Consider the following 11,027-nt stretch of genomic DNA (forward strand, 5'->3'; position numbering starts at 1 on the left):
CGATAAAACGTGGTTGCTTGTCGTTGTCTTAGCTACCAGCGTAAGACGCACGACGTTCGAGCCGCAAGAAGCATCAGGCTCACAAAGTGAGGTTGCATTACTTCAGATAATCTTTGCGAAATATTCAGCGGCTGTATGAAGCGGCTGACCAATCCTTTTGGCTTTGAGTTCTCATCGTGTCGGCCGAAGTCAAACTTCGCCCGAGCGAACTCTCTTCGCACGGAATGTCTAAGTACTGTCTTAACCTGAGTTCTCGCTACTCATTGTTTCATTATCTGCAAAATCGTTTTCCACTAGCTGCGCGATCGCATCGATGGCCTCTTGGGCATCCTTACCACGCGCTTCAAGCGTCAGCTCGACACCCTGCCGGGCGGCTAGCGTCATTACGTGCATGATGCTTTTCGCATCCACACGGTAGGTCTCGTGGGTAATCGTAATTTCAGAGTTGAACTGTTCAGCTAGCCGCGCAAGCTGCTCGGCAGGGCGAATGTGAATTCCCTGCGGATTGGTCACCGTCACGGTTCGTTGGACAGTTGAAGTCATACTCTACTTCAATGGGTTCTATGCAAATATCGACGATCCAGCGTTCCTCGCTAACAACTAGCTCGCACCGCCAGCAAACTTCCCTGCATCAGCTTCTTCGAGCAGTTGCCACACATCGTCCGCTTCTTTGGTCTGCTTGAGGAAGCTGCAGAAGGTATCGTCGCGAAGCTGCCGAGAGATATTCTCTAAAGCTCGCAAATGATCGCCGGGACGATCTGGCGGGGAAATCAACAGAAAGAGCAGATGAACTTTCTCTCCATCGAGGCTGTCGAACTCAACGCCTTCATCACTTACGGCAACGGTGCCAACAAGTTCACTAACACTGGGGTGCTTCGTATGAGGAACGGCTACCCCGCGACCGATTCCGGTACTCCCGAGCTCTTCTCGTTTCAGAATCGCTTCAACAATGCCTTCGTACTGATCGTCGCCGATCTTGCCCGCTTCCTTGAGCGAAGTGGCCATCGTACGAATCACTTCTTCTTTCGAGGTTGCCGCCACATTGGTGCGAATCGCCTCGCGATTGATAAAGTCAACAAATTTCATACCTAACGTATTCCTTGAATCGAAAATGTGTGTTTCGTATTTACTTTGTTTCGTTCCTATTTCGCCGCTGCGCTCTCACCGCGATCATTGACCCAGACGGAGGCGCTGCCAGACATCTCATCGCGGAGCAAGCTCAGCGGCGAAACGAATGTCTCATTCTTCTTCATCTTCGCCAACAGGGACTTCGGCTCGTCGCGCATCGGGGTTACGATGTCGCTCTTGTACCTTCGTCTTATACTTGCGAAGTTGCTGTTCAATCTTGGCGATCGCACTTTCCACCGCCCCCATGAGGCTGTCCGCCCGATCAGCCGTCTCGTGAGCCACAAAGTCGTGCTTGTGCTCTGCTGAAACTTCCAAGGTCACCTTGGGGTGAATCTGATCCTCAAGATCAACAACAATTTCGATCGAGGTGATTCGATCGAAAATGCGAGTCAACTTGTCCGCTTTCTTCTTGAGTTTCTCCTGCGAGGCCTCGCTCAGGTGGCCATGCCGGGTGGCAACGCTAATCTGCACGTGGTGCTCCTTCTGTGCTATGGAGTCCGAAATGCGCTCCAGCAAGCATTTCGCTCAGCTCAGCAGTTCGGTCGTAATTCTAGGCAGTCGTGCATTTTAGCGGTTTTGGGGCAATGCGACAAACGGGCAAAACTCGAGATTATTACGGTGTTTTGGCATGAAATCTCGCTCCGAAATGAGGTTTCCTCCTAGCACCCCCAACGCCGCAGGATTGCTTTGTGGGATCAACGGGAAGCAGATAAATTAAGAAACTTCTGCTTCGCTCCTCGCTCCTCTTCGGGACTATTCGGCCATGGATCGTTCTGTCCGCTCATTGAGCCTGCTGGCCCTGTCAGTATTGGTCATCCCCTCCGCCAAAGCACAGCCGTTCCGCTATGTGCAGACCCTGACCGCCAGTGACACGGCCGACGGCGATTTGTTCGGCACCTTGGTCGACCTAGACGGAGACATAGCAATTGTCCGCAGCCGGGCTGCCTATGGTGAATACGAAACCAGCCCACAAACACACGTCTTCGAGTTCTCAGCCGGCCAGTTCGTCGAAACGGATATCATCGCGTTTCCAGATCTTTTCCAAGACGGCGGTTTCTATACGGGGCAAGAATCAGCAATCGACAACGGCGTGATCGTCAACGGCCAATCGTTCGGCTACCAAAGGGCCGGGATTCGTGGCATTACTTTCGCTGAGAAAACCAACCCCGGCTGGGATTGGAAATCGTTGACAACAGACAGCCAAGATCGTTTGCGTATCCATCAAGAGTATCGCCAAGGACTAAGAGCGGTGAGCCGCTCCGTGGCAATCAGCAACGGCGTGGTTGTGGCAGGGGATCTGGCGGGAGAAGCGAAGGTCACAGGACAGCAAGGCGTCGTTCACTTTTTTGAGCAGTCTTCTGCCGGCGCGTGGAAGTGGGGTGGGCTGATCCAGCCCGACGGACCGACCGAACCAGTCTACGGCTACTCGGTCGCCATCGACAACAACACGGTTGTCGCCACAACAAAACCCTTCCCGCACGCTAGTCAACAACCGGCGGCACATTTCTTCGAACGTCAGCCTGATGGCTCGTGGCAAGAGTCCGCCAAGTTTCAGTACGACATCAGCACTGGCGGCTTCGGTGCCCTGTTCTTCGAGATCAGCGGCGACACGGCAATCGGCCGCACAGAAAATGAACTTCTAGTCTACGAACGTCGAAACACGCCCGACCCCGTCACGGGCAATCTGTGGGAACAAACGGCCACACTGCCGCAAACACGCGTTAACTCCTTAAGCAAGTCGGCCACCATCGACGGCAACCTTATCGCCGTCACAACGCTCGATCCAGTGGCGTCGGCTGAATATTTTGAGGCGATAGACTTCCTTCGCGCTAACCCCGGGCTCGCCGATGTCGTGATTCCTGAGCGACCTACCCCGCAGATCGATCTCTATCGTCGCAATGCGTCAGGCGATTGGCAACTCGCACAAAGCCTTCACTCCCCTGACCTCGATTATGCCGACACCTTCGGTGCGAGCCTCGCCTTGGATAACGGGCGGCTACTCATCGGCGCTGCGAACGCTAACGACCAACAAAATCAACCCGGGGCGGCATTTTTGTTTATGGTAGTGCCGGAGCCGAGTGCGGCTGCTTTGCTGACTCTCTCAGCGTTTACGTGTTCTTGCCTATCGCGATCTTCCCACGGTCGTGCTTAAGCACGACGGCCATACTGCTCACTCTAATGAGACACGCCGACTATGACGTTGATCTCTGACGGATTCGACATTGTTGAGCAGTGCCTCACCGCACCAGAATGCAGGGATGTTTCCTCTGGGCTCTCAACCGTAAAGTCCGCTGGCACACGTAAGTTGTTAGAGAGCCGCTGGTGTCAGGAATTGGCCGCAACGCTGCGGGAGCGTCTCGCTCCCCACTATTCCGTACTCTCCGAATTAGTTGCGATCCAATGCAACTACTTCCACAAATCACCCAAGAGCAATTGGCTCGTCGCGTTTCACCAAGACCTCAGCATTCCAGTTGCAGCTTCGGCTTCTGCTAAGACCCAGCCCGGTTGGTCGCAAAAGGAAGGAATGACATTCGCCCACGGCAGCGAGAAACTACTCGCCCACATGTTGGCCGTTCGCCTTCATTTGGACGACTCCAACGACTTGAATGGCCCGTTGCAAGTCGTTCCCGGCTCGCATCGTCAGGGAATACTTGCACAGGGTGATGCAAGCAGCCTGCGTGAGAGTTCACCGGAACAAACACTGAATGTCAATCAGGGAGGTGTCATCCTGATGCGGCCGCTCCTGCTGCATGCCTCTTCAAAATCACAGACTTCCAGTCCTCGGCGTGTGTTGCACTTTGTCTTCGCACCAAGGAAGCCGCCTAAAGGACTCAAGTGGAATCTCGCTGTCTAACCTAGGAGTTTTTCGCCTTCGTTATCACTGCACTCGCCTGCTCTACCCCCTCACCATTCCCTGGCCGTCGTGCTTAAGCACGACGGGCCAAGAGGCACTGCTAGGCTTCAACAGATTGAATCGTCAACCAGTCGATCCACACACATTGTCTCCGCAGACAGCACTTCATAGCCGTGGGCTCGCCAAAACGCTCGGCCCCGCCAGCACAAGCCGCCAACTAGAAAAACGGCAAGTAAGATCGCGGCACTTGGCTCGGGGACATTCGTGAAAGCAGCGGTGGAGGAGTAGACCTTGCCGTACTCTTCTCCCCACTGCTTGATGTCTTGCGAGTTCACAAGCCCATCGCCGTTGGCGTCTCCGCTTAAGGTCCTCGGCTGGCCGATACCGCGCTGGATTGTTAAAAAGTCGAAGCCGTCAACCAAGCCGCTGTCGTCAACGTCGGCGTTGGCGAGATCGGCAACTACGCTCAACGTGACCGCCAAAGGTTCGTAACTCAAGTCCCAGCCCAACCCTGGGGACAGGCTTGGCAATTCCAGATTGTCAAACTCACCATGAATGCCTGTATTGCTCGTCATGATGAGAAACTCATCCCCCAGCACGGGATCGAAGGTTTCCTCGTTGATCGGCAGCCCCTCAAGCACCCCGTCCAAATGAGCATCGCCCACGACATGCAGATGCCCGGTAAGATCAGTCTTAAGATGATCGTAGTCTTCCTCCTCCAACAAAAAGACCTGCATCGTCCCGCTACCGGCTTGGTAATAGTCCTGCCAGAAGGTCGAGGGAGCCGCAGCATAGCTGTAATGCACTTTGACGTTTCCCTCGTTGATGATCACGATATCCATGCTGGCACTGGCATGGGCCAGCAACTCCCCCTGAGGCTCGACGCGAATCCGCCCGCCGCCACCCACTTGGGCATGCTCAAGCACTTTCAAGGGAGCAGCCACCAAAAGCTCCGTCGCAGGATCGATTAACGTTGTGGAGGTTGGCCGAAGATTCACTTCCGATTCCAGACGCCCCCCCGCGCCGCTCACATAGAGCTGTCCTGCTTTGTTGAAAAACGAATCGCTTCGCACGGTCGAGGGAACTTGGCTTTGGCTGCCCCCCAGTTCCATATAGCCATCATGCGTCGTATGACCGTATCCGGTCGGATCAAATCGATTGAACTCCAAAATGGCACTGTCGGCCTCGATGCGGCCAGAAATTTCGCGTTGGTTCTCGAAAAGGCCTGAGGAAGGGCCGTTGAATTGCAGGAGCGAACCGGGGCTGAGGCTCATCACATGGTTGGGGTGCGCATCAACCGCACCGTTGAGCTTCAGCGTGCTAAACGGGTTGAGCGTCGTGCTGCCGCTGGAAGCGAGGACGACATCGCTGTCGATTTCTCCGCGGCGGGCCGTATCCACGCTCAACTCGCCTTCGATGCGTCCTTCTGCTCCCGTGATATAGCCGCCAGGTAAGGTGATCGGCGTTTGACCGTAACCGAAGGTCAACGTCCCCTCAAGCTCCCAAGGGTGCGAGAAATCGAGCCGATTTCCTCCGCCCACGATCACATCGCCGTAGAGCGGCGACGACAACTCAGACTCAATGAACAGATCGCTATAGTAATGGGTCACTTCGATATCCGTATCGCCGAAGTAGATCCGCCCGCCTCCGGTGGCTCGCAGGGTAAGTCGGTCACCTTGCGACCCGCCAATCGGCAGGACGAGTGAATTCGACAGGAAGGCCATCGCATTGCCGCTGCCGCCAGCCTCGACGAGACCGTAACCATATAGATTGCCGCCGAGGTAATCGATTTCGCGATCGACCTGTAAGCGACCACCGCTTATGGTCACGTGAGCATCGTTGCGCACTTCCAGGTAGTCCGTATCGACGTCGGGCCCTGTTCCTGGCCGGTCACCTACGTAGAGCCCCGACCAGTCGCCGGTGACGGTAATTTTGGCATCTCCCGTGCTATTGCCCACTGGGAGCTTTTGCCCCGTCGTACCGACCGATGATCCCCCAGCGATGTAGAGGCTGCGTATCCGCTCGGCATCCTGATTATTGAGAATGACGCCAGCGTTCACGTCAATCACCACCGCATCGCCTGCTTGCGGCACTCCAAGGTTCCAATGCTCGCTCTGGTGCCAAGAGGCGGCAAGATCTGGAGACGTCCAAGTCACCACCCGACCACCACCAGGATTGTCGAACTGGGCGAAAGCAGTCTGCGACCACCAACTGAAGCCGATCGCGACGATGAATGCAGCAAGTGCGATACTGGGAAGACGGTTCGTCGTGAGTGAAAACATGATGGCTCTCCCTTGCATAAGGCGGGCTCGATTCGAGGAGCAAGGTCTCGAAACGAGGTCAGCGAGCGGAGAAGCCCCCCGACAGAAGTAAAACCAAGAAAACGCCCAAGAACCGGACACGCGGGGAAGAAGAGTTTCAAACTTGCCAATTAGCAAGAGAATTGGCCAGAAAATCTAACGCGGGAGCGATCAGCGCCGCTTGGTCAGTGCAACCAAACCCAGCACCGAAAGCAAAACCAACGAACTCGGCTCTGGGACGGCCCCTAACCCGACCTTGCTCGACGGATTCGTGCCGTATTGCTCCTGCCAACGTGCAATGTCGGCCCCATTCACGTAACCATCCCCGGTTGCGTCAGCCGGGTTGGGACTCGGTCCACCGAAGCCACGCTGAATCGCGAGAAAATCGAATCCGTCAACCTGCCCGCTATTGTTCGTGTCGGCGTCGAAGACATCCTGCACAACGCTCAGAATAAGATCGTTGGGCGTGTAATCGAGATACCAGGCTAAGCCCTCGCCAAGCGCTGGCAAAACGACATCTTCGAATCGACCGCTGAAACCTTCGTTAGCGGCCAACACCAAAAAGTCGTCCCCGAGACTAGGCTCGTAGTCCCCCCAGGCGGCCACTTCGAGCACTCCGCCCAAATGGGCTCGCCCGCCAACCAGCAGCCGATCGTACCCAAGCCCCTTGTAGGGCCCCATGCCGATATGCAAACGCCCGTCACCTGCTTGGTAATAGTCTTCGGCGACTTCGAAGTGAGCGCCCACGCCGACCGCGATACCGATCTGCAGATCGCCCAGGTTGATCACGTCGCTGTCGACAACGGCCGAGTTGAGACCAAGTAACTGCCCCTGCTCTTCAATTCGGATGCGACCGCCTCCGCCCAATTGGGCAGTCGCGTGAACGACGCTCAAATCGGCGATTTCCAGTTCCGCACCCGGGTTGATCCAAGTAGACGAGCCAGGCCTGAATTGGATTCCTGTTTCAGTCCGGGCGCCAATACCCGTGACAAACATCTGACCACTTTGCATCACCGAAGACGTGCCTCGGATCGTGGAAGGAACCTGCGTACTGCCACCGAGCGTCATCACGCCATGATTGGTCCAATGACCAAATGAGTCCGGTTCCGCGGGCAGGTTGAGTTCGAGAATAGCGCTGTCTGCCTCGACGCGGCCACTGTATTCCGTGTAGGTCCCAAGCGAGTTTCCCGCAGGGGAATTGATCTGTAAGAGTGAACCCGGTTTCAAATCGAAGAGGTGATTCGCGTGCGACGAAATCTCCCCGTGTAGTTTCAGCGTGCTAAACGGGTTGAGCGTCGTCTTGCCGCTGGAAGTCAGATTCAAGTCGCTGTGGATTTCCCCTGTACGGAAAGCATCAACCGTGATTTCGCCCTCAATGCGCCCTTCAGCACCTGTGACACTGCCGCGTCCATTTGTGAAGTTCAGCAGTCCGTCCAACTGCCACGGGTGTTGGAAGTAAATCTCGTTCTCACCGCTTTGGTAGCTGGTCCCGACACGCATGGTGTTGTAGATCGGGCTACTCAGGGGCCCTTCAAACCGGACACCTCCGGTCCAAGCCGTCGCATCGATTTCCGCGTTCCCCAAATAGATGCTTCCATTCGGGGTTCGAAGTCTCAAGTCGCCACCCACGGGCGACAACTTTGAAGTTGCACTAAAGGCAATCGCGTTACCGCCACCCAGCACTTCGAGGAGTCCGTACCCACCGATCTCGACATCACCCACCATGTCGATCTCGCGATCCACCTGCGCATAGCCACTGTTGTACAACCGAAAGCTCGCGCCATTCTGGAGGTTCAAGTAATCCGTGTCGAAAGCGGGGCCGTTTCCTTGGTGATTGTAAGAAACCCGCAGCTCCGTCCCTTCGCCAATCAGTGTCGTGGTCGCGTCACCGGTGCTGTTCCCAACAGGAAGTTTGCTCCCGTAGGTGCTAAGCTCCGCACCACCGCTAAGGTGCAGGCTGCGAATCCGTTTGGGAGCCTCGTACTCAGAGAGGATGAGTATCGGAATTTCACTGAAGCCGATGATCACCGCTTCGCCATCCTGCGGGACGCCAAGATTCCAGTTGCCGTTCTGGTGCCAGTAATTCGCCGACGCCTTCCCAGTCCAAGTGACGACGTCGCCCCCGCCGCCCGGATTGACGATTTGGCCAAAGGCTGGCGCGTGCCACCAACTGAACGTGAGAATCCCAACAACTGCAAGCCAAGAGCGAAAGCTCCGTAGCATCACAGCGAACATGGTACGAAGCGTGACTTTCTGAGCGACGCGGATCATGCTGGATTCTCACGCAGCTGGAGGCAACTCTGACTCCAGTGGGCCAACTGTCATCAGACCGGGGAGAAACGTTCCCCCCGGCGGAAGTAAAACCAACAAACGCGCAAGAAACCTGACAAGGCTACACAATTTTCTTGCAAAAGGTCCCGCGCAACAAAAAAGGCCCGGGGTGCTTAAGCACCCCGGCCAGGAGATTCTCGGTCCTCTAGTCTTGAGAACTCGTTTCTTCAGGAAGCCGCAACCTGCTCCGCTTTGATTTCCGGAACGGCAAACTCCTCGCGGTAATCATTGTCCCGCAGGAAGCTGTTCGCCAGCTCCGCAGTTCCGCCAGTGAACTTTTCCTGTGCCGGATCGAAATCAAGCATCGGACCCAAAGCGAATTCCGCTTTGTCGCCACCGTGTTGTTCGCAGATCTTCTGCAAGCCCTGATAGACCTGGGCGATCTCCGGCGTATCCATCGCCAGGACAACATCTTGAATCGACTTCGCTGCGACCTTTTCACCACTGTTGGCAACCTGCGAACCGACATTGGCCAAGTTGCACCAGCCGGTTGAATAATAGCCTTCTTTGATCGGCGCGTTCAGTAGCGAAGGATCGTTCGCGCGGATGGCATCAGCAAAGTTTTGCTGGTGATTGCCTCCGGCGTTGCCGCCACTCTTGCCGCCAAACTTCGCCATCTCGCTACCTGTTTCGGCATCGTAAGCAATCGCACGACCGCGTTGGCCCTCAAAGCGGCCTCCCTCGCAGTGGACGACGTAACCACTGTCGGGCCCCGCCAAGCCGGGCGACCAGCGAACGTAGTTGTCCATCTTCAAATTGCACACGCCAATCGTGACAGGAATACCGCCCGCGTTGAGGACCGCAAAGTGCAAGTTCGGCGTGTTGCCCGCGTCGTTCCATCCGAAACGACCACCAGCAGAAATCACTTGCGAGGGCATCGCGACCTCATCTTGGAACACATTGTTGCGGACGTCATCAACGATATGCACGCCCCAGTTGCCCATCTCCCCCGAGCCGGTGTTCCAGACCCAGTGCCAATCGTAATGAAAGTTCTTACGGTAGATCGGAACGTCCTTGGCGGGGCCAAGCCACAGGTTGTAGTCGACGGTCTTCGGTGGTGCGAGTGGCGTATCACGCTTGCCGATTGAACCGCGCTGACCATAGCGATTCACTTGCACCCATTTGATCTCGCCCAGCTTCTTCTCTTCGTGCAGAAACTTTTTGATCTCCGACTGCATCGGATCGGTCCGCTGCTGCGTTCCGATCTGGCAAATTAAACCGCTATTGGTCGCCGCATTGACTACCTGCTGACCTTCCCACTGCGTTTGGCAGAGGGGCTTCTCGACGTAGACATGCTTGCCGGCCTGCATCGCCAGAATCGACGCCAACCCGTGCCAATGATTGCACGTTGCAACGACCACGGCATCAATGTCCTTGGATTCGATCATCTTGCGTAAGTCGGTGTAGGTCTTCGCACCCTTGTGTTTTTCACTCATCTTGCCGGAACGCGCCGTGTCAGGATCACAGAGCCCAGCGACCTTCATCCCAGGCACCTTCGCACAACTATTGATGAGCAGCCCACCGCGACCACCGCAACCAATGAGCCCGACGTTAATCTGTTCATTGGCACTTGAAGCTAATAGCGAACGCGTGGGTAGCGTGAGCGCCGCGCTGGCAGTAAGCCCAGCTTGAAGAAAACGACGACGTGAAAGTGAGTTTTTCATCGGTAACACCATTGCCTGGGAAGAATGAGTTTTAGGAGGGAGCGTATCAATCGAGATGCGTCATTTCGCCGCGGTGCTCGCACCGCGCTAAAACAGCTTTGACCATGTAAAAAAGAGACTGCGTCACAAGCCTAGAATTTACGCTTCAAGCACGCAGTTTGCAAGAAATCGCTCACGTCAATAGTATAGGAAGCCCCTGGTTGCTTCGGGAGAGTCCGGAACCAACTTAAGAGTACGTCATGTTCAAAAAAATCAGTCTGCTATTCCTCTCGGCAATTTTGCTAGTCGGAGGCTGGGTGTACTACAGGCTGCACAACATGAACCATACCGACCAACTCGTCGGTGTTTGGGAGCTTGACGCTGCTGCGATGGTTCAGGAGGCCGAACGAAAATCCAAGGAAGCGAATATCGAGGGTTTACTCGCTTTGCAAGACCTAATGGAGAATTCCGATTACGTATATCGACTAATTGTTCGAGAAAACGATACTTTGGCACTCAAGTTTGGCACCGAGGAGCTTGCGGGCAAGTGGAGAACCAGACCTGAGCTCTCGACGCCGAAAGAGACCTTCTTTGAGGTCGAAAACTCTGAGGGGAAACTATTCTTTGTCGTTTGGACCCTGATCGATGAAAACCACCTGAAGATTCGACTGAGCCTACGGGAAGTGGATGAAATCATCTACTTCAAACGCGCTGGATAACAATCTAGCTCGTGCTGGAAAGACCTGTCGCTTCGCGGAAGAAAGGTAATTC

Annotated in this window: 9 protein-coding genes; 3 read left to right on the forward strand and 6 right to left on the reverse strand. The window is 55.4% G+C overall.

All coding sequences use genetic code 11. The annotated features are described in order from the left end of the window. Positions 1-240 precede the first annotated feature (240 nt). The 3 genes from RIB44_16220 to raiA all read right to left on the reverse strand — a co-directional run bounded on the left by RIB44_16220 (position 241) and on the right by raiA (position 1,599). Positions 241-543, reverse strand: a complete 303-nt coding sequence (locus tag RIB44_16220) for an HPr family phosphocarrier protein (protein ID MEQ8618122.1) — start codon at positions 541-543, stop codon at positions 241-243. Positions 544-600: 57 nt separating this feature from the next. Continuing rightward, a complete protein-coding gene (locus RIB44_16225; GenBank protein MEQ8618123.1) occupies positions 601-1,086 on the reverse strand; it encodes a PTS sugar transporter subunit IIA in 486 nt (161 codons plus the stop codon). Between the two features lie 153 nt (positions 1,087-1,239). Continuing rightward, on the reverse strand, positions 1,240-1,599 hold the full coding sequence (gene raiA / locus RIB44_16230) for a ribosome-associated translation inhibitor RaiA (protein MEQ8618124.1): 360 nt from the start codon (positions 1,597-1,599) through the stop codon (positions 1,240-1,242). Between the two features lie 292 nt (positions 1,600-1,891). Between raiA and RIB44_16235 the strand changes: the two genes are divergently transcribed. Both RIB44_16235 and RIB44_16240 read left to right on the forward strand, forming a co-directional pair. After that, positions 1,892-3,280 carry an FG-GAP repeat protein gene (locus RIB44_16235; GenBank protein ID MEQ8618125.1) on the forward strand — a complete coding sequence of 463 codons (1,389 nt, stop codon included), beginning with the start codon at positions 1,892-1,894 and terminating at the stop codon, positions 3,278-3,280. A gap of 42 nt (positions 3,281-3,322) precedes the next feature. After that, positions 3,323-3,982: a phytanoyl-CoA dioxygenase family protein gene (locus RIB44_16240; GenBank protein MEQ8618126.1), complete on the forward strand. Its 660-nt coding sequence runs from the start codon at positions 3,323-3,325 to the stop codon at positions 3,980-3,982. 107 nt (positions 3,983-4,089) lie between these two features. Here the strand turns inward: RIB44_16240 and RIB44_16245 are convergent, their stop codons facing one another. The 3 genes from RIB44_16245 to RIB44_16255 all read right to left on the reverse strand — a co-directional run bounded on the left by RIB44_16245 (position 4,090) and on the right by RIB44_16255 (position 10,277). Then, on the reverse strand, positions 4,090-6,264 hold the full coding sequence (locus RIB44_16245; GenBank protein MEQ8618127.1) for a hypothetical protein: 2,175 nt from the start codon (positions 6,262-6,264) through the stop codon (positions 4,090-4,092). 189 nt (positions 6,265-6,453) lie between these two features. After that, positions 6,454-8,553 (reverse strand): PEP-CTERM sorting domain-containing protein, encoded by a 2,100-nt coding sequence (locus tag RIB44_16250; protein ID MEQ8618128.1) that lies wholly within the window; start codon positions 8,551-8,553, stop codon positions 6,454-6,456. A gap of 227 nt (positions 8,554-8,780) precedes the next feature. Next, the gene (locus RIB44_16255; GenBank protein MEQ8618129.1) at positions 8,781-10,277 is read right to left on the reverse strand and encodes a Gfo/Idh/MocA family oxidoreductase; all 1,497 of its coding nucleotides are present in this window, start codon (positions 10,275-10,277) and stop codon (positions 8,781-8,783) included. A 239-nt stretch (positions 10,278-10,516) separates the two neighbouring features. On the opposite strand from RIB44_16255, the gene RIB44_16260 reads away from it, so the two are divergent. Further along, positions 10,517-10,975 (forward strand): hypothetical protein, encoded by a 459-nt coding sequence (locus tag RIB44_16260; GenBank protein MEQ8618130.1) that lies wholly within the window; start codon positions 10,517-10,519, stop codon positions 10,973-10,975. The last annotated feature ends 52 nt before the right edge of the window (positions 10,976-11,027 follow it).

This window comes from Lacipirellulaceae bacterium (genome assembly GCA_040218535.1).
In the GTDB taxonomy this organism is placed as follows: domain Bacteria; phylum Planctomycetota; class Planctomycetia; order Pirellulales; family Lacipirellulaceae; genus Adhaeretor.

Excerpts from the sequence above, each read along its gene's own strand:
- RIB44_16220 (MEQ8618122.1), bottom strand. The coding sequence starts at position 543 with ATGACTTCAACTGTCCAACGAACCGTGACGGTGACCAATCCGCAGGGA.
- RIB44_16225 (MEQ8618123.1), bottom strand. The coding sequence starts at position 1,086 with ATGAAATTTGTTGACTTTATCAATCGCGAGGCGATTCGCACCAATGTG.
- RIB44_16235 (MEQ8618125.1), top strand. The coding sequence starts at position 1,892 with ATGGATCGTTCTGTCCGCTCATTGAGCCTGCTGGCCCTGTCAGTATTG.
- RIB44_16240 (MEQ8618126.1), top strand. The coding sequence starts at position 3,323 with ATGACGTTGATCTCTGACGGATTCGACATTGTTGAGCAGTGCCTCACC.
- RIB44_16245 (MEQ8618127.1), bottom strand. The coding sequence starts at position 6,264 with ATGTTTTCACTCACGACGAACCGTCTTCCCAGTATCGCACTTGCTGCA.
- RIB44_16250 (MEQ8618128.1), bottom strand. The coding sequence starts at position 8,553 with ATGATCCGCGTCGCTCAGAAAGTCACGCTTCGTACCATGTTCGCTGTG.
- RIB44_16255 (MEQ8618129.1), bottom strand. The coding sequence starts at position 10,277 with ATGAAAAACTCACTTTCACGTCGTCGTTTTCTTCAAGCTGGGCTTACT.
- RIB44_16260 (MEQ8618130.1), top strand. The coding sequence starts at position 10,517 with ATGTTCAAAAAAATCAGTCTGCTATTCCTCTCGGCAATTTTGCTAGTC.